This is a genomic window from Pseudomonas sp. BF-R-19, assembly GCF_019956445.1.
GTDB lineage: Bacteria > Pseudomonadota > Gammaproteobacteria > Pseudomonadales > Pseudomonadaceae > Aquipseudomonas > Aquipseudomonas fluorescens_BH.
Window position 1 is genome coordinate 151,385 of record NZ_JAHBDN010000114.1, and the last position, 18,954, is coordinate 170,338.

Consider the following 18,954-nt stretch of genomic DNA (forward strand, 5'->3'; position numbering starts at 1 on the left):
AACTATAAAACCGATGAACCCAAGGAGAGTCTCAATGCCCTATGTTCCAGTTGCAGAGCTCAAAGATTATGTCGGCAAGGAACTTGGACGTTCCGAATGGCTCACCATCGATCAGGACCGCATCAACCTGTTCGCCGAAGCCACAGGGGATTTTCAGTTCATCCACGTCGACCCGGTCAAGGCTGCGCAAACGCCATTTGGCAGCACCATCGCTCACGGTTTCCTGTCGTTGTCGCTGATCCCGAAACTGATGGAAGATATCCTCGTCATGCCAGAAGGCTTGAAGATGGTAGTCAACTACGGCCTCGACAGCGTGCGCTTCATCCAGCCGGTCAAGGTCAATTCGAGAGTGCGCCTGAAGGTCGATCTGACCGAAGTCATCGAGAAGAAACCCGGCCAATGGCTGCTCAAGGCCACCACCACCCTGGAAATCGAAGGTTCGGACAAACCGGCGTACATCGCCGAACCCCTGTCCCTGTGTTTCGTATAAACCTTGCCGGATGCGAAGCAGCTCATGCTGTTTCGCGCCCTCACGCGGTACCTCACCCTATTTATGGACACATAGCTGCGGCATACTCCCTCGCCTAATTGCCCGGAATCCGCTATGCGCCCACTTGCACTCCTTGCCTTGACCCTGATGCTCACCGCTTGCGGCGATGGCGAATCGCCTTTGCCTCCCGACGCCCGCCTGCCGGACGGCGGACGCTATCGCGGTGACCTGGTCAATGGCTTGCTGCAAGGCAAGGGGCGCATCGACTACCCGAACGGCAGCTGGTACGCAGGCGAATTCGACAAGGGCCAGTGGCAGGGCCAGGGCGAATGGCATGGCAGCAATGGCGAAGTCTATCGCGGTCAGTTCAATCAGGGACTGTTCGACGGTCAGGGGGTACTGACCACCAACGCCAGCAGCTATAGCGGCGGCTTCAAGGCCGGCCGGCGCTACGGCGAAGGCACCCTCAAAGAAAACGGCATGAGCTATCGCGGAGAGTTCAAGGCCGATCAATACGCCGGCCTGGGTCGCCTCGAACTCGAAGACGGCAGCTCCTATCAGGGCCAGTTCGCCCGTGGCAAACCCAATGGCGAAGGCCAGCGCGGCGATGGCAATGGCAATCAGTTCACCGGGCACTTCGTCGACGGCCAGCTGGAAGGCAACGGGACTTTCAACAGCGCCGACGGCGACATCTATGTCGGCAGCTTCAAGAACAATCAACTGCACGGCAAAGGCCGCTACGAAAACGCCGACGGCGATGTCTGGCTGGGCCAGTTCAAGGAAGGCTCGCTGAACGGCAAGGGCGAGTTGATCGGCACTGACGGCAGCCACTACATCGGCCAGTTCAATGACTGGCGTTTTTCCGGCCAAGGCCGGCTGAACCTGTCCGACGGCAGCTTTTACACCGGACAGTTCGACAACGACAGTTACCAGGGGCGCGGCACACTGGTGTTGACCGACGGCACCGTGCTCAGCGGCACCTGGATCAACGGCCAGCGTGTACGCGACGCCGAGGGCAAATTATTGCCCGACACCCTGGAGCTCGGCCTGCTGGCCCAGGGGCGCTTGCTCGACGCAGCGCTGGCCAACGTTCCACCTTCGACCTCGGCGGTGGAGCTGTATTCGTTGACCCTGGGTGGCGATGGCAAGCAAAGCGTGTTTCTGCGCGAATCCGACTACGTCGCCAACATGCTCACCACCCGTTTCGGCACCCTTGGCCAGATCCGCCTGGTGAACCATCGTGACCACCTTGCCGACCGCCCGATGGCTACCCGGGAAAACCTGCGCCGCGCTGCCCTGACGCTGGCCGAACGCAGCGGTCCGGAAGACCTGATTTTTATCTACCTGACCAGCCATGGCACCAGTGAACACGAACTGGTGCTAGACCAGCCGCGCATGGAGCTGGCCGATCTGCCAGCCGACGAATTGGCCGCGGTTCTCGCCCCCTTGAAAAACCGCGACAAGATCATCGTGATTTCGTCCTGCTACTCCGGCGGCTTCATCCCCGCCCTCAAGGATGAACGGACCCTGATCATGACGGCCTCGCGGGCCGACCGAGTATCCTTCGGTTGCTCGGAGGAAGCCAACTTCACTTACTTCGGCGATGCCTTGTTCGCCCAGGCCCTGAACCAGACCGATGATCTGGAGCAAGCCTTCAAACTGACCAAGGCCACTGTCGCCGAACGTGAGCTGGCGGACGGTTTCGAAGCGTCCGAACCACAGATCTGGGCACCGAAAACCGTCCTCTCGCATTGGCAACTACTGCGCAAACAGCAGGCACGAAAAGCCCTGCAAAGTGCGTCCATTGTAAGCAAGGGTGCAAACAGCAACTAAGCTGAATAGTATCAAGGGAGAGACACTATGTACTTGACGCCTCAGCACGTGCTGCTCGCCGGAGCCACCGGTTTGACGGGTGAGCATCTGCTTGATCGCCTGCTTAACGAACCAACGATTACCCGGGTATTGGCCCCCTCACGCAGGCCATTGGCCGGGCACCCGCACCTTGAGAATCCGGTCGGCGACCCGGCGGAGTTTCTACCGCAGTTGAACGGGCGGGTCGATATCGCCTATTGCTGCCTCGGCACCACGATCAAGCAAGCCGGCTCGGAACAGGCGTTTCGCGCGGTGGACCTGGACATGGTGGTGGCATTCGCCAAACGTGCCCGGGAAATGGGCGCACGGCATTTGATCGTGATCAGTGCTCTGGGAGCCGATCGCAGATCCTCGATTTTCTACAACCGGGTCAAAGGCGAGATGGAGTACGCATTGCGCGCGCAGGACTGGCCGCAGCTGACTATTTGCCGCCCTTCGCTGTTGCTGGGTGATCGCACCGAACCGCGACTGGGCGAAAAAGTCGCCGGCCCGTTGTCTCGGCTGATCCCTGGCAAATACCATGGTATCGAGGCCTGCCAACTGGCCCGGGCAATGTGGCGTCTGGCGCTGGAAGAGCAGGACGGAGTCAGGATTGTCGAGTCGGATGAGCTGAGGAAGTTGGGCAAGTAATTTTATGGTGCCTGAGAGGGCCTCATCGCGGGCAAGCCCGCTCCCACAGGTTTTTCAGCGATTACAAAATTTGTGTACGACACAAAATCCTGTGGGAGCGAGCTTGCTCGCGATAGAGCGCGAAGCGCTCTCTTACAATCCACCCGTCGCCTGAAAACTCACCCCAATCACCGTCAGCAATGACAACGGCAACAGCAGCGTGTCGAGCAACGCACTGGCCGGCAGATCAACGCCCGGGTAGCTCGGTGCTTCGGCACCGAAACGGTCCATCGCGCAGCACCCACCGTTCATCGCGTACAAATCCAGGCGAGTCCCCGAGTACACCACCGGCGCACCCGGCTTGGCCGCATCGAGGGTGCGCACCGTGGCGCACCCGGCCAATTGCAGCGCCAGCACCATCACCAGCAACTTATTCATCGCTGGTCAGATGATGCTCGCCCCAGCGCGGCAACATGTCCTGAGGAATATTCAGCAGGTTGAGGATCCGCGCCACGACGAAATCGATCAGGTCGTCGATGGTTTGCGGCTGATGATAGAAGCCCGGAGATGCCGGCAGGATTGTCACGCCCATGTTCGACAACTTGAGCATGTTCTCCAGGTGAATGCTCGAATATGGCGCTTCACGGGGCACCAGGATCAACTGCCGACGCTCTTTCAGCGTCACGTCGGCGGCCCGTTCGATCAGGTTGTTGCAGGCACCCGTGGCGATGGCCGACAACGTGCCCGTGGAACACGGCACCACCACCATCGCCGCCGGGGAGCCGGAACCCGAAGCCACCGGCGACATCCAGTCTTCCTTGCCGTACACCCGAATCTGCCCGGCGGCAGCCCCCGTGTATTCGGTGAGGAACGCCTGCATCATCTGCGGCTTGGCCGGCAGCGTGACGTCGGTTTCGGTGGCCATCACCAACTGCGCGGCCTTGGAAATCAGAAAGTGCACTTCACGATCTTCCCGCACCAGGCAGTCGAGCAGGCGCAAACCGTACTGGGCGCCTGAAGCGCCGGTCATCGCCAGAGTGATGCGGTCCGGGCCGTTGTTCATTTGAGCGCCTCGGCCAGTTTGCCGTGCAGGCCGCCGAAGCCGCCGTTGCTCATGATCACCACGTGGGTGCCGGGTTGCGCCTGGCTCTTCACGCGCTCGATGATGCCTTCCAGGGAATCGCTGACAATCGACGGCACGGTGCACAGCGCGGCGGTGCCCGCCAGGTCCCAGCCGAGGTTGGCCGGTGCGTACCAGATCACCTGATCGGCATCGACCACGCTTTCCGGCAGTCCGTCACGGTGCGCGCCAAGTTTCATGGAGTTGGAGCGCGGCTCGATGATCGCGACCAACGGTGCATCGCCGATGCGCTTGCGCAGCCCGTCGAGGGTGGTAGCGATGGCAGTCGGGTGGTGAGCGAAGTCGTCATAAATGGTGATGCCACCCACTTCCGCGACTTTTTCCATCCGGCGTTTCACGCTTTTGAAGGCGCTCAACGCGGCGATGCCCATGGACGGCACCACTCCGACGTGGCGTGCGGCAGCCAGCGTCGCCAGGGCGTTGGCGACGTTGTGCTGGCCAGTCATGTCCCACTCGACTATGCCTTGGGCGACGCCTTCGAACATCACTTCGAACTTCGAGCCATCTTCACTGAGCAGTTTGACCTGCCACTGACCGCCAGCACCGGTGGTTTGCACCGGCGTCCAGCAACCCATCTCGATAACGCGCAGCAAGGCCGGCTCAGTGGTCGGATGAATTACCAGTCCTTCGCTCGGGATGGTCCGCACCAAGTGATGGAACTGCCGCTCGATGGCCGGCAGGTCCGGGAAGATGTCCGCGTGATCGAATTCGAGGTTGTTCAGGATCGCCGTGCGCGGACGGTAGTGCACGAACTTGGAGCGTTTGTCGAAGAACGCGCTGTCGTATTCGTCGGCTTCAATGACGAAAAACGGCGTATCGCCCAGGCGCGCCGACACCGAGAAGTTTTGCGGCACGCCGCCGATCAGGAAACCCGGAGCCATGCCCGCGTGCTCCAGCACCCAGGCCAGCATGCTGCTGGTGGTGGTCTTGCCGTGCGTACCGGCAACCGCCAGCACCCAGCGACCTTGCAGCACGTGATCGGCCAGCCATTGCGGGCCGGAGACGTAGGGCAGGCCTTTGTTCAGTACATACTCCACAGCCGGGTTGCCCCGGGACATGGCGTTGCCGATCACTACCAGATCAGGGGCCGGATCGAGTTGCGCCGGGTCGTAGCCCTGGGTCAATTCAATGCCCTGGGCTTCCAGCTGAGTGCTCATCGGCGGATAGACGTTGGCATCGGAGCCCGTCACGCGATGGCCCAGCTCCTTGGCCAGAACCGCCATTGACCCCATGAAAGTGCCGCAGATACCAAGAATATGAATGTGCATAGTCGACCTCGTAAAACTTGGTCGCAGGTTAGCTTAGGGAGGGGAAAATCGCACCTTGTGTTTCAGACTTCAGGACGCCTTCGCGAGCAAGTCGGATCGCCGCACCGCCGCTCCCACATTGGTTCTATAGTGAACACAAATTTGTGAACACCTCCGAGCAAATGTGGGAGCGGGCTTGCTCGCGAATGGCCGCGACACGATTTAGCGGGCAATCCCATGTTTACGCAGCTTGCGATAAAGGGTATTTCGACTGACCCCCAACTGCTCCGCCGTATGCGTCATATGCCAGCGCGTCTGCTCCAGCGCCGTGAGTAACGCCAGCCGCTCGGCATCTTCCAGCGGATGCTCCGACGCCTCTTCAATCGTCGACACTAGCGGCCGCGCCTGGCGAATCATCGCCGGCAAATCCTCCAGACCGATCCGCCCGTCCTCACACAGTGCCGCCAACGTACGCAGCACATTTCGCAACTGCCGCACGTTACCCGGCCAAGCGAACCCCAATAAGGCCTCCCGCGCCGCGCCGTCGATCAACACCGTTTCTCCGCCCGCCTCCTCGGCCAGCAAAAAGTCGAGTAACCGGGATTTATCGCTACGCTCGCGCAACGGCGGCAACGCGACTTCCAGGCCATTGAGGCGGTAATACAAATCCTCACGGAAGCTGCCGTCCTGCACACGATCCAGCAAGTTACGGTGGGTGGCACTGATGATCCGCACATTCACCGATTCCGGCTCGCCGCCGATCGGCACCACTTGCCGATCTTCCAGCACCCTCAGCAAGCGCGTCTGCATGGCCAGTGGCATGTCGCCGATTTCATCGAGGAACAAGGTCCCACCATCGGCCTGTTGCAACTTGCCGCGCATGCCTTCCTTGCGCGCACCGGTAAAGCTGCCGCCGCGATAACCGAACAGCTCGCTTTCGATCAGGCTTTCGGGAATGGCCGCGCAATTGAGGGCGACGAAGGCTTTTTCTGCCCGCTGGCTGGCGTGGTGCACCGCTTTGGCAAAGGCCTCCTTGCCGGACCCGGTTTCGCCGTTGATCAGCAGCGGCACGTCGCGCTCGTAGACACGCAAGGCCTTGCGAAAGTCCGCCTGCAACGTCGCGTCATCCAGGCAAATGCCCGACAGACGCGGTGCTTGTGCAACCTTGGCCGCTGGCACCATCGGAATCGGCAACGGCCGCCGTGCCTCACCGCGCAATACTGCGAACAGCTTGCGACCATCTCGGGTGCGCAATGGCCAACTGGCGGCGGCATTGGTGCTCGCGCGACCGAGCAACTCATCGAGCGAGCAATCGAAAAACGCCTCCACCGGCTTACCCAGCAAGCCGCCGCGAATATGTCCCAGCAGGTTCAGCGCACTCTGGTTGACCGCGCAAATTCGCCCTTCTCCGTCGAACGCCAGCAACCCTTCGCTGAACAAACCGACGGACTCGGCCTGCAAATGAAAGCGCAGCAGCCATTGATTGTCGAAGCAGCGCAGGAAGTAGCAGCTCTCGATCATCTTCGCCGACAGATTGACCAGCGCCATGGTGTGGAATTGACTTTGCCGCGACACATCGCGCCGCGCCGACGACACGTCGAGCACCGCCAGCAATTCGCCATGGGGATCGAAGACCGGGCTCGCCGAGCAGGTCAGGCCGGTGTGGCGGCCACGAAAGTGTTCGTCCTGATGGATGGTCAGCGACTGACGCTCCACCAGGCAGGTGCCGATGCCATTGGTGCCTTCGCAGGCTTCGCTCCAGTCGGCACCGAGCCAAAGGCCGGCGCGCTCGAAAATCTGTCGTTCGGCGGGCGCGGTGACGCAGTTGAGGATCACGCCGCGGGCGTCGGTCAGCAGCACTGCATGGCCGGCGCCGGAGAGTTGTTGATGCAGGCTGGTCATTTCATTGCCAGCGATGTGCAGCACTTGCTGCAAGCGTTCGCGGCTTTCCAGGACACGGCCATGTTCCAGCACCGTCGGCGCGATGCTCAGGGCCGGATCGAGGTGATAGTCCTCAAGGCAGCGCAGCCATGAACGGGCGATGGACGGATCGCTGCCAGGCCCGTGCAGGTGGGTCTTGCCCTGGGTCACCGTCAATACTTGCTGGGCATGGCGACTCAAATGGTTGTCGTGCATTTCTTATTATTCTCCCCGGGGCTCGGCGTCCCGTGCATGAGGTGATGCCGAGCATCCTCCAGCCCGGCCCGCATTGCAATGCCTGCAAGACCGGTTGGTCACAAGCTGTGCCACAAAGGGTACAAAGTGTCACCCAGGCTGTACCGAAAGCGTCACAGGCGCTGCCCGCCCGTCCGACAAAAACCTCGCAAGGCCTTGATTTACCTGACATGCAAGGCACTGGCCCGGCCCTTGCTCTACGCTTAAAGCAAGCGCACATGCGCGACTCCCTATAAGCACAAAAGCAAGGAGAGACCACCATGCGTTACGCTCACCCCGGTACTGAAGGCGCTATCGTTTCGTTCAAAGCCAAATACGGTAACTACATCGGCGGCGAGTTCGTCGCGCCTGTCAAAGGTCAGTACTTCACCAATACCTCGCCAGTGAATGGCCAACCGATTGCCGAATTCCCCCGTTCCACGGCCGAAGACATCGACAAGGCCCTGGACGCTGCCCACGCCGCTGCCGATGCCTGGGGCGCCACGTCCGCCCAGGCGCGCTCGCTGGTGCTGCTGAAAATCGCCGACCGCATCGAACAGAACCTGGAACTGCTGGCGATCACCGAGTCCTGGGACAACGGCAAAGCCGTGCGCGAAACCCTCAACGCCGACATCCCGCTGGCCGCCGACCACTTCCGCTACTTCGCCGGTTGCATTCGCGCTCAGGAAGGCAGCGCTGCCGAAATCGACGGCAATACCGTGGCCTATCACATCCATGAACCACTGGGCGTGGTCGGGCAGATCATTCCGTGGAACTTCCCGATCCTGATGGCCGCCTGGAAACTCGCCCCGGCTCTCGCCGCTGGCAACTGCGTGGTACTCAAACCCGCCGAGCAAACCCCACTGGGCATCACCGTGCTGGTCGAACTGATCGGCGACCTGCTGCCACCGGGCGTGTTGAACATCGTCCAGGGTTTCGGTCGCGAAGCCGGCGAGGCCCTGGCCACCAGCAAGCGCATCGCCAAGATTGCCTTCACCGGCTCGACCCCGGTCGGCTCGCACATCATGAAATGCGCGGCGGAAAACATCATTCCGTCCACCGTGGAGCTGGGCGGCAAGTCGCCGAACATTTTCTTCGAAGACATCATGAAGGCCGAACCGTCCTTCATCGAGAAGGCCGCCGAAGGCCTGGTGCTGGCGTTCTTCAACCAGGGCGAAGTCTGCACCTGCCCTTCCCGCGCGCTGGTGCAAGAGTCGATCTACGACGAATTCATGCAAGTGGTGATGAAGAAGGTCCTGCAAATCAAACGTGGCGACCCGCTGGACACCGACACCATGGTCGGCGCCCAGGCGTCCGAGCAGCAATTCGACAAAATCCTTTCGTACCTGGAAATCGCCAAGGGCGAAGGCGCCGAACTGCTGACCGGCGGCAAGGTGGAAAAACTCGAGGGCAACCTGGCGAGCGGGTATTACATCCAGCCGACCCTGCTCAAGGGCACCAACAAAATGCGTGTGTTCCAGGAAGAAATCTTCGGCCCGGTGGTGAGCATCACCACCTTCAAGGACGAAGCCGAAGCCCTGGCCATCGCCAACGACACCGAGTTCGGCCTGGGTGCCGGCCTCTGGACCCGCGACATCAACCGCGCCTACCGCATGGGCCGCGCCATCAAGGCCGGTCGTGTGTGGACTAACTGCTACCACCTGTACCCGGCGCACGCCGCGTTTGGTGGCTACAAGAAGTCCGGCGTCGGCCGTGAAACCCACAAGATGATGCTCGACCACTATCAGCAGACCAAAAACCTGCTGGTGAGCTACGACATCAATCCGCTGGGCTTCTTCTAAAAACCGGGGGCGACACAGGTGTTTCTGTGTCGCCCTTTCTACCGCCTTCGCGAGCAAGCCCGCTCCCACAGGGGATTTGTGTAAACCCCCATCAGGTAACCGACACAAGTCCAATGTGGGAGCGGGCTTGCTCCGGGCGGCGTTCCGACGAAGGCGCCCTAAATGACACAACACCCAAGGCCTGGCCGCTCTGGCACGGGCCTTGCCTACCCATCATTCAGGAATTGCACCCAACCCGTCGTACCCGAAAGTCCAAAAGATCGAACAATAAAAACTAGAGAGGACTTATGACTATTTCTTCCACACAGCTCAAACCCACACTCGGCACCCTGCATTTATGGGGCATTGCCGTCGGCCTGGTGATTTCCGGCGAGTACTTCGGCTGGAGTTACGGCTGGGGCACCGCAGGCACGCTGGGTTTTCTCGTCACCGCGTTGATGGTGGCGACGATGTACACCTGCTTCATCTTCAGCTTCACCGAACTGACGACGGCAATTCCCCACGCTGGCGGGCCGTTTGCCTACAGCCGCCGGGCCTTTGGTGAGAAAGGCGGGTTGATCGCCGGCATCGCCACCCTGATCGAATTCGTCTTTGCGCCACCGGCCATCGCCATGGCCATCGGCGCCTACCTCAACGTGCAATACCCGGAACTGGACCCGAAGATCGCCGCCGTTGGCGCCTATTTCGTGTTCATGGGCCTGAACATCCTTGGCGTCAGCATCGCGGCCACCTTCGAGTTGGTGGTCACCGTGCTGGCAGTCGCTGAATTGCTGGTGTTCATGGGCGTGGTCGCCCCGGGCTTCAGCTTCAGTAACTTCGTGCTCAATGGCTGGTCAGGTTCGAACGAGTTCACGATGGGCTCGATTCCCGGGATTTTTGCAGCGATCCCCTTTGCGATCTGGTTCTTCCTCGCCATCGAAGGCGCGGCCATGGCCGCCGAGGAAGCCAAGGACCCGAAACGCACGATCCCCAGAGCCTATGTCAGCGGCATTCTGACCCTGGTGTTCCTGGCCATCGGCGTGATGGTGATGGCCGGCGGCGTCGGCGACTGGCGTCAACTGTCGAACATCAACGATCCGCTGCCCCAGGCGATGAAAGCCGTGGTCGGCGATAATTCGACCTGGATGCACATGCTGGTATGGATCGGTCTGTTTGGTCTGGTGGCAAGTTTCCACGGGATCATTCTTGGCTATTCCCGGCAGTTCTTCGCCCTGGCTCGCGCCGGTTACCTACCCAAGGGGCTGGCCAAACTCTCGCGCTTCCAGACGCCACATCGGGCGATTCTGGCCGGCGGTGTGATCGGTATCGCGGCGATCTACAGCGACGGCCTGATCAACCTGCAAGGCATGACCCTGACGGCGGCGATGATCACCATGTCGGTATTCGGTGCCATCGTGATGTACATCATCAGTATGCTGAGCCTGTTCAAACTGCGTAAGACCGAACCGAACCTGGAGCGCACCTTCCGCGCGCCGGGCTATCCGATCGTACCGGGGATCGCGCTGTTCCTGGCGGTGGTGTGCCTGGTGGCGATGGCCTGGTTCAACACCGTGATCGGCCTGGTTTTCCTCGGCTTCATGGTTGCCGGTTACCTGTACTTCCAGTTGACCGCCAAGCAACGTTCCGAGGCACCGGCAGACGCTATGCTCGAAGGTATCTAAATGCACCGGCACCGGGCCCCCTGCCCGGCGCCTGCATTATTGAAGTGCATGCAATTCCCCTGTGGGAGCGGGCTTGCTCGCGAAGGCGGTGTGTCATTCAGCACCTATGGCGGATGCAAGCTCGCTCCCACAAAAAAGCGGATCGCATTTTAAATTGATCAGGAGGCCCGCCCCATGGCCGTATATGCCCATTCCGTCGGCGCCCAGACCTATCGCTTCGACAGCCTCAAGGATGTGATGGCCAAGGCCAGCCCGGCACGTTCCGGGGATTTTCTGGCCGGCGTCGCGGCCCTCAATGACGGCGAACGCGTCGCAGCCCAGATGACTTTGGCCGACATTCCGCTATCCCACTTCCTGCAAGAAGTGTTGATTCCCTATGAGTCCGATGAAGTCACCCGCCTGATCATCGACACCCACGACAAACAAGCCTTCGCGGTCGTCAGCCACCTCACTGTTGGCGGCTTTCGCGACTGGCTGCTCAGCGATGCCGCCGACGAGCAGGTCCTGCGCGCCCTCGCCCCCGGTCTGACTCCGGAAATGGCCGCCGCCGTATCGAAGATCATGCGCGTGCAGGATCTGGTACTGGTCGCGCAGAAAATCCGCGTGGTCACGCAGTTTCGCGGCACCCTGGGCCTGCGCGGTCGACTGTCCACGCGCCTGCAACCGAATCACCCCACCGACGAACCGGCGGGCATCGCCGCGAGCATTCTCGACGGCCTGTTGCACGGCAACGGCGATGCCATGATCGGCATCAACCCGGCCACCGACAGCATCGCCTCGATTTGCGCGATGCTGGAGATGCTCGATGCGATCATCCAGCGCTACGAAATCCCGACCCAGGCGTGCGTGCTGACCCATGTCACGACGTCGATCGAAGCGGTCAATCGCGGCGTGCCGTTGGACCTGGTGTTCCAGTCTATCGCCGGCACCGAAGCGGCCAACGCCAGTTTCGGCATCAACCTCAATATATTGCAGGAAGGTTACGACGCAGGGTTGAGCCTCAATCGCGGCACACTGGGCCAGAACCTGATGTACTTCGAAACCGGCCAGGGCAGCGCCCTGTCGGCCAACGCCCACCATGGCGTCGATCAGCAAACCTGCGAAACCCGGGCCTACGCCGTGGCGCGGCATTTCAAACCGTTTCTGGTCAACACCGTCGTCGGCTTCATCGGCCCGGAATACCTGTACAACGGCAAACAGATCATCCGCGCCGGCCTGGAAGACCACTTCTGCGGCAAATTGCTCGGTGTGCCCATGGGTTGCGACATCTGCTACACCAATCACGCCGAAGCCGACCAGGACGACATGGACACCCTGCTGACCCTGCTGGGCGTCGCCGGGATCAACTTCATCATGGGCATCCCCGGCTCCGACGACATCATGCTCAACTACCAGACCACCTCGTTCCACGATGCGCTCTACGCCCGGCAGACCCTGGGCCTGAAGCCTGCACCGGAGTTCGAGCAGTGGCTGGCGAAAATGGGCATCTTCACTCAAGCGGATGGCAGGGTTCTCTTCGGCGACAGCCTGCCGCCAGCCTTCCGGCAGGCCTTGGCGCAACTGGGATGAGCATTGACATGGATAAACTACCCTTCGATCCACACAACCCTTGGCTGGAACTGCGGCGCCTGACGCCGGCGCGAATCGCTCTGGGCCGCACCGGCACCAGCATTCCCACCCGTGCACAACTGGACTTCCAATACGCCCACGCTCAGGCGCGGGATGCGGTGCACTTGCCGTTTGAGCATGCCTCCCTCAGTGCGCAATTGGCCGAACGTGATCGCCAGTGTCTTTTGCTGCACAGTGCGGCGACGGATCGCAACATCTACCTGCAACGCCCCGACCTGGGGCGAAAACTCAGTGATGCCTCGGCGCAGACCCTGCGTGATTACGCAGCGGCTCATCCGGGAGGCGTGGATCTGGTGATCGTGGTCGCCGACGGCCTGTCGGCACTGGCCGTTCATCGCCATACCCTGCCGTTTCTGGCGCGCTTCGAAGAGCAAATGGCCGGCGACAGCTGGACTGTTGCGCCAGTCATACTCGTGGAACAGGGCCGGGTGGCCGTCGCCGATGAGATCGGTGAGTTGCTTGGCGCAAAAATGACCGTGATCCTCATCGGCGAACGCCCTGGCCTCAGCTCCCCGGACAGCCTGGGTTTATATTTCACCTACAATCCCAAGGTCGGCCTTACCGATGCCTACCGTAATTGCATCTCCAACGTCCGGCTCGAAGGCCTGAGCTACGGCATGGCGGCACACCGTTTGCTGTATTTGATGCGCGAAGCCTGCCGGCGGCAGTTGTCAGGGGTCAATCTGAAGGACGAAGCGCAGGTTCAGACACTGGAGTCGGACACGGGAGGCGACATGAAAGGAAATTTCCTGCTCGGCCCGCCGAATGCGTGAACCGCTTGCGCATTGCACATTCGTACCAGTTTCAGGCAGGATCGTTGCGCGGCCGCCAAGGGTTTCCCATCGCCGTCAGAGACGTAAGACAGCCACTTGAAGACGAGACCTACCATGCGGATTATTCAAGCGACCCTCGAACACCTGGACCTGCTGACCCCGTTGTTCGTCAAATATCGCGAATTTTATGGTTCCCTGCCGTATCCGGACTCGTCCCGGGCGTTCCTCGAAAAACGCCTGCGTCGCAAGGAATCGGTGATCTATCTGGCGCTGTCCGATGACGACAGCAACAAACTGATGGGCTTCTGCCAGCTGTACCCGAGCTTCTCTTCGCTTTCGCTCAAGCGTGTATGGATCCTCAACGATATTTATGTCGCCGAGGACGCCCGCCGCCAGTTGGTGGCCGACAACCTGATCCGCACCGCCAAAAAAATGGCCAAGGAAACCAATGCCGTGCGCATGCGTGTTTCCACCAGCAGCAACAACGAAGTCGCGCAGAAAACCTACGAGTCCATCGGATTCAAGGAAGACACCGAATTCAAGAACTATGTGCTGCCGATCAGCGACGAACTCTGAATCACCTGCACCCTGCTCGCGATGGCATCGATCGGATTACACTGGTCCAACGAGGCAACGGCATCGCGAGCAGGCTCGCTCCCACCTGATCGTTATCAAACATCAGCCCTGTGATGACATTCCCCGCTACAATCTCGACGCGATTTTCACCACTCGCCTCGTATAATCCCGATATTCCCGGCTTGTAAGAAAAACTACCCCTATCCGTAGTCTTACGCGAAGTCATCCGCACAGGTCTGCTGAGACGGGCCGTCACCACAGGTGCTTTCCATGGATTTCAACCCGATCGACATTGTCCTGCATCTCGACGTCTACCTCGACATGCTTGTAACCAACTACGGGGCATGGATCTACGCCATTCTGTTCATGGTGATCTTCTGTGAAACCGGCCTTGTGGTCATGCCCTTCCTGCCGGGCGACTCCCTGCTGTTCATCGCCGGCGCCGTGGCGGCCGGTGGCGGCATGGACCCGGTACTGCTCGGCGGCCTGCTGATGCTGGCGGCGATCCTGGGCGACAGCACCAACTACATCATCGGACGAACGGCGGGTGAAAAACTGTTCAGCAATCCGGACTCGAAGATCTTCCGTCGCGACTACCTGCAACAAACCCACGACTTCTACGACAAGCACGGCGGCAAAACCGTGACCCTGGCGCGCTTCCTGCCGATCATCCGTACTTTTGCACCGTTCGTCGCCGGCGTGGGGAAGATGCCCTATCCGCGTTTCTTTGCCTTCAGCGTGCTGGGCACCATCCTGTGGGTCGGAGGCCTGGTAACGCTCGGTTACTTCTTCGGCAACGTACCGTTCATCAAGAAGAACCTGTCGCTGCTGGTAGTCGGCATCATCCTGATCTCGCTGGTGCCGATGATCATTGGCATGGTGCGTAACCGCCTTGCCGGTTCGAACTCCAAAGCCGAATCGCGCTGACACGATGTGGTCCCTGAGCGCCTGGCGTCGCCGGCGTACCCTGGCAAAACACCCGATTGCCGATGACATGTGGCAACGGGTGCGCCATCACCTGAGTTTTCTCGATGGCATCAGCGCCGCCGAAGACCAATGGCTGCGCGAAGCCTGCGTATTGTTCCTCGAAGACAAGCACCTGAGCGCCCTGCCCGGTGTCGAACTGCATCAGGAACAACGTTTGCTGCTCGCTGCCCAGGCGCAACTGCCGCTGCTGCACCTTGGCGACCTGAACTGGTATCAGGGCTTCCACGAAATCATCCTCTACCCCGACGACTTCCTCAGCCCCCAGCGCCATCGCGATGCCAGCGGCGTCGAGCACGAATGGGACGGTGAGCACAGCGGTGAAGCCTGGCAGCAAGGCCCGATCATCCTCGCCTGGCCCGGCGTAATGGCCAGTGGTGGCTGGGAAGGCTACAACCTGGTGATCCACGAACTGGCGCACAAGCTCGACATGCTCAACGGTGTCGCTAACGGCCTGCCGCCATTGCATGCCGACATGCGCGTCAGCGACTGGGCCAGCGTCATGCAAGAGGCCTACAACGACCTCGACCGGCAACTGGAACGCAATCACGATGCCGAAACTGCCATCGACCCGTATGCCGCAGAAAACCCTGCCGAGTTCTTCGCCGTCACCAGCGAATACTTCTTCAGCGCCCCGGATTTGCTGCACGAGGCCTATCCACAGGTGTACCAGCAGTTGAAGTTGTTCTATCGCCAGGACCCGCTGGCGAGGTTGAAGCAACTTCAGGCGCATGATCCTGTCTATCAGGCACACCAGTGAGCGCCATACGACTTCTGGTCCATGGCGTCGATACAGGAATATGCCTATAATCGCCGCCACTTTTTGGTCAATCCGGCCAAGTGTTTTTGGTCAACTAACGGGGGCAACGCCCAATGAGCTACAGCAAGATTCCGGCTGGCAAAGACCTGCCGAACGACATCTACGTCGCGATCGAGATTCCGGCCAACCACGCGCCGATCAAATACGAAATCGACAAAGACAGCGATTGCCTGTTCGTTGACCGTTTCATGGCCACCCCAATGTTCTACCCGGCCAACTACGGTTACATCCCGAACACCCTGGCTGACGACGGTGATCCCCTCGACGTGCTGGTCGTAACCCCTTACCCGGTTGCTCCAGGTTCGGTAATCCGCGCCCGTCCGGTCGGCATCCTGAACATGACCGACGACGGCGGCGGTGATGCCAAAGTCATCGCAGTCCCACACGACAAGCTGTCCCAGCTGTACGTTGACGTGAAGGAATACACCGACCTGCCAGCGCTGCTGATCCAGCAGATCGAGCACTTCTTCGCGAACTACAAGGATCTCGAAAAAGGCAAATGGGTGAAGATCGAAGGCTGGGCCGGTGCAGACGCCGCCCGCGAAGCGATCACCAAATCGGTTGCTGCCTACAAAGGTTAAGAGCAGCCGCGAGCTTCAAGCGACAAGCTTCAAGAAAAACCCCGGTTGATCCGGGGTTTTTTGTGGGCGCTTGATAAGCACGCTAAACATTGCGTTTAACCCGCCTCGATCTTGGTTTTTACTTGTTTAAAATTCCCCAAGAGCGTCTTACATCCAGTCGTAAATTTCCCGCAAAATTTGAACGAGGCGTTTATTCAAACCCTTGTTAGCCGCCAGTAGACTCGCGTTCATGAAAAAGAACACTAGCGGCCCACGCTTCAAAGCGCTCCTCGAAGCAGCGAGCATCACGACCACCGGATTTGCCGAATTCCTGGATACGGCTCCGCAAAATGTACATAACTGGTACACCCGCGGTGTGCCCGCCCACTGCATGGAAGAAGTCGCCAGAAAACTCTCCGTCAGCAGCGACTGGCTGAAAACCGGCGAAGGCTCGAAAGACGCCCAACACCTGCGCCTGCTCGACGAAACCGGCAACACCTTCGATGCCCAGACCATCCGCGGTGTCTATACAGTCATTGAGCCTGTCGACGTCGAACTGCCTTTGTACAAAGAAGCTGTCATCGCCCCGGGCTCCAACGAGACCCACGTCATAGAAGACCCCGGGCAATCCATCCGCCTGCCCCGCAGCCACCTTGATTCCCTGGAAATCAACCACGCCGACGCCATCTGTGTCTTCATGAGCGGTAACAGTATGGGAGAGAAAATTGAAGACGGTTCGACCCTGGCGATTGACCGTGGCCTGACCCAGATTATCGATGGCGAGATCTACGCCATCGAACATGACGGCATGCTACGCATCAAGTACCTGCACCGACTACCGGGCAACTCCCTGCGACTGCGCAGCCACAACCGCGCCGAGTACCCGGATGAAATCTTCAGGGCCGCACAACTCGAAGAGCAGAACATCAGGGTGCTGGGCTGGGTGTTCTGGTGGTCGACCCTGAACAAACGGCGGCCGGTGGTGCCGTTTCTTTAAGCGCGCCAGAACGCCCATCGACCGCCCACCCGGGTGGCCGAACGGCTCTGCCCGGCACTTCCCGCTGGGAATTTGCGTCAAACCTGCGTATGCTGCGCCCCACATTTGCGCATCGACCCGCCTTGCGGCTCGGATGCACTGACCTGACAGATGACTTTCTCACCAGGTCCCACAGCCGGACGCAAGATCCGGGTGTACGTTTTGAAGGCTGGCGCGGTTTACCAAAAATGATCCAAGCCAGTCCCCGAGAAGCCGGCCACAAGCCGGCTTTTTAATGTCTTTTTGAAAGCCACCCTCATCTACTGAAAACCGCGAGAGCCTTGCTAGATCAAGGGTTTAAGCCTATTTTCGTTCCTGTGACTTCCGTTTTGATCCGAGGCGTTCCACGCGTAAGTGGGGGAACAAGTGGGGGAACAGAGGGCGAAAAAATGGGCAAACTGACCGCCAATCAAATCAAGAATTTAGTTGTGGCCGGGACGTACGAAGACGGTGATGGGCTTCGCCTTTTAGTGAAACCCTCAGGACGAAAAACCTGGGTGCTCCGCTTTCAATTGAACGGCAAACGCAGGGAGATGGGTCTGGGGAGCTACCCTCAGCTCGACCTAAAAAAAGCCCGCGCAGCCGCCTATGAAAATAAAGTCCAGATACTCAATGGCACTGATCCACTCGCGAAACGACAGGCTGAACAAGTCGCTCAGCGAGAAGCCGCACGCCGGGAACTGGCGCAGCTGATTACCTTCGAGAAGCTGGCCTCTGACTACCTAGACGCCCATGGATCAAGCTGGTCGGAGAAATGGCGCAAGGGCTGGCTGAGAAAACTCGAGCTCTATGCTTTCCCTACAATAGGGAAGCAGTCAGCTGATCAGATCGAGACCAAACATCTGATCAAGACCCTGCAGCCACTATGGTCAACCAAAACGCGGACGGCTGACGAGGTTCGTGGGCAAATCGAACAGATCCTCGATGCTGCTAGAGCGCAAGGACTTCGGACAGGCGAGAATCCGGCTCGCTGGCGCGGTCATCTGGAAAATCTGCTCAGTCGTCACGAGAAGAAAAAAGCTCGCAAACGCCAGCACCATCCTGCATTGAAATGGCAGGACCTACCGAAGCTTATGGATATATTGCACAAGGATCCCAGCCACGTTTCAGTCGCGGCTCAATTGTTGATCCTAACTGGCGCCCGTTCGCATATGGTCCGATTCGCACGCTGGGACGAATTCGACCTTGAGACTGGTCGCTGGTCTTTACCCGACGAACGAATGAAAACACGCCAGGCTTTCGCGATCCCGCTCGCACCCGAGGTCATCTCAATGTTGAAGGGTCTTCCCAAGCTCGCCCGCGAGAGCCCTTACGTGTTTCCGGGGCGCGGCCGCAGCGGCGTGATGCATGCCAACGGGATTCGTAACCTCCTGCATGGGCTCGGCTATGAAAGCATCACTCGCCACGGGTTTCGTTCGACCTTCCGCGACTGGGCAGGCGAGCAGACCAGCATTCCCAGAGAAATTTGTGAACTAGCGCTGGCTCATGATGAGCGCGGGGAGACCGAAAGCGCGTATTCCCGTTCTGACTTCTTCGATAAGCGTCGTGAGCTGATGGAGCTGTGGGCGCGGTACGCCACCTCCGAGAAGACTTAATACAG

At 59.9% G+C, this 18,954-nt stretch carries 17 protein-coding genes; 13 read left to right on the top strand and 4 right to left on the bottom strand.

What is annotated here, in order from left to right:
• Positions 1-34 precede the first annotated feature (34 nt).
• The 3 genes from KGB28_RS30095 to KGB28_RS30105 all read left to right on the top strand — a co-directional run bounded on the left by KGB28_RS30095 (position 35) and on the right by KGB28_RS30105 (position 2,992).
• Positions 35-490 (top strand): MaoC family dehydratase, encoded by a 456-nt coding sequence (locus tag KGB28_RS30095; RefSeq protein WP_008001099.1) that lies wholly within the window; start codon positions 35-37, stop codon positions 488-490.
• Positions 491-604: 114 nt separating this feature from the next.
• Positions 605-2,323 carry a C13 family peptidase gene (locus tag KGB28_RS30100; protein ID WP_223449081.1) on the top strand — a complete coding sequence of 573 codons (1,719 nt, stop codon included), beginning with the start codon at positions 605-607 and terminating at the stop codon, positions 2,321-2,323.
• Positions 2,324-2,350: 27 nt separating this feature from the next.
• Positions 2,351-2,992 (top strand): oxidoreductase, encoded by a 642-nt coding sequence (locus tag KGB28_RS30105; RefSeq protein WP_150726948.1) that lies wholly within the window; start codon positions 2,351-2,353, stop codon positions 2,990-2,992.
• A gap of 132 nt (positions 2,993-3,124) precedes the next feature.
• Here the strand turns inward: KGB28_RS30105 and KGB28_RS30110 are convergent, their stop codons facing one another.
• The 4 genes from KGB28_RS30110 to KGB28_RS30125 all read right to left on the bottom strand — a co-directional run bounded on the left by KGB28_RS30110 (position 3,125) and on the right by KGB28_RS30125 (position 7,495).
• Positions 3,125-3,409 (bottom strand): YceK/YidQ family lipoprotein, encoded by a 285-nt coding sequence (locus KGB28_RS30110; RefSeq protein WP_150726947.1) that lies wholly within the window; start codon positions 3,407-3,409, stop codon positions 3,125-3,127.
• A complete protein-coding gene (ubiX, locus tag KGB28_RS30115; RefSeq protein ID WP_095941968.1) occupies positions 3,402-4,034 on the bottom strand; it encodes a flavin prenyltransferase UbiX in 633 nt (210 codons plus the stop codon). The genes KGB28_RS30110 and ubiX overlap by 8 nt, the downstream gene beginning before the upstream one ends.
• A complete protein-coding gene (mpl, locus tag KGB28_RS30120; RefSeq protein WP_223449082.1) occupies positions 4,031-5,380 on the bottom strand; it encodes a UDP-N-acetylmuramate:L-alanyl-gamma-D-glutamyl-meso-diaminopimelate ligase in 1,350 nt (449 codons plus the stop codon). The genes ubiX and mpl overlap by 4 nt, the downstream gene beginning before the upstream one ends.
• Before the next feature lie 201 nt (positions 5,381-5,581).
• The gene (locus KGB28_RS30125; protein ID WP_223449083.1) at positions 5,582-7,495 is read right to left on the bottom strand and encodes a sigma-54-dependent Fis family transcriptional regulator; all 1,914 of its coding nucleotides are present in this window, start codon (positions 7,493-7,495) and stop codon (positions 5,582-5,584) included.
• A 299-nt stretch (positions 7,496-7,794) separates the two neighbouring features.
• On the opposite strand from KGB28_RS30125, the gene KGB28_RS30130 reads away from it, so the two are divergent.
• The 10 genes from KGB28_RS30130 to KGB28_RS30175 all read left to right on the top strand — a co-directional run bounded on the left by KGB28_RS30130 (position 7,795) and on the right by KGB28_RS30175 (position 18,949).
• Positions 7,795-9,315, top strand: coding sequence for an aldehyde dehydrogenase family protein (locus KGB28_RS30130; RefSeq protein ID WP_008052346.1), 1,521 nt, complete (start codon positions 7,795-7,797; stop codon positions 9,313-9,315).
• 287 nt (positions 9,316-9,602) lie between these two features.
• Positions 9,603-10,976 carry an ethanolamine permease gene (gene eat, locus KGB28_RS30135; protein ID WP_150715986.1) on the top strand — a complete coding sequence of 458 codons (1,374 nt, stop codon included), beginning with the start codon at positions 9,603-9,605 and terminating at the stop codon, positions 10,974-10,976.
• A 174-nt stretch (positions 10,977-11,150) separates the two neighbouring features.
• A complete protein-coding gene (locus tag KGB28_RS30140; protein WP_150726941.1) occupies positions 11,151-12,545 on the top strand; it encodes an ethanolamine ammonia-lyase subunit EutB in 1,395 nt (464 codons plus the stop codon).
• An 8-nt stretch (positions 12,546-12,553) separates the two neighbouring features.
• Positions 12,554-13,378, top strand: a complete 825-nt coding sequence (gene eutC, locus KGB28_RS30145; protein WP_223449084.1) for an ethanolamine ammonia-lyase subunit EutC — start codon at positions 12,554-12,556, stop codon at positions 13,376-13,378.
• A 114-nt stretch (positions 13,379-13,492) separates the two neighbouring features.
• Positions 13,493-13,954 carry a GNAT family N-acetyltransferase gene (locus KGB28_RS30150; protein ID WP_007990572.1) on the top strand — a complete coding sequence of 154 codons (462 nt, stop codon included), beginning with the start codon at positions 13,493-13,495 and terminating at the stop codon, positions 13,952-13,954.
• Positions 13,955-14,224: 270 nt separating this feature from the next.
• A complete protein-coding gene (locus KGB28_RS30155) occupies positions 14,225-14,881 on the top strand; it encodes a DedA family protein (RefSeq protein ID WP_008052342.1) in 657 nt (218 codons plus the stop codon).
• Positions 14,882-14,885: 4 nt separating this feature from the next.
• The gene (locus tag KGB28_RS30160) at positions 14,886-15,698 is read left to right on the top strand and encodes a zinc-dependent peptidase (protein ID WP_223449085.1); all 813 of its coding nucleotides are present in this window, start codon (positions 14,886-14,888) and stop codon (positions 15,696-15,698) included.
• Positions 15,699-15,811: 113 nt separating this feature from the next.
• On the top strand, positions 15,812-16,339 hold the full coding sequence (gene ppa / locus KGB28_RS30165; protein ID WP_007990564.1) for an inorganic diphosphatase: 528 nt from the start codon (positions 15,812-15,814) through the stop codon (positions 16,337-16,339).
• A gap of 229 nt (positions 16,340-16,568) precedes the next feature.
• On the top strand, positions 16,569-17,315 hold the full coding sequence (locus KGB28_RS30170) for a S24 family peptidase (protein ID WP_223449086.1): 747 nt from the start codon (positions 16,569-16,571) through the stop codon (positions 17,313-17,315).
• Between the two features lie 428 nt (positions 17,316-17,743).
• Complete coding sequence (locus tag KGB28_RS30175) at positions 17,744-18,949, top strand: tyrosine-type recombinase/integrase (protein ID WP_223449087.1); 1,206 nt, start codon at positions 17,744-17,746, stop codon at positions 18,947-18,949.
• Positions 18,950-18,954 lie beyond the last annotated feature (5 nt).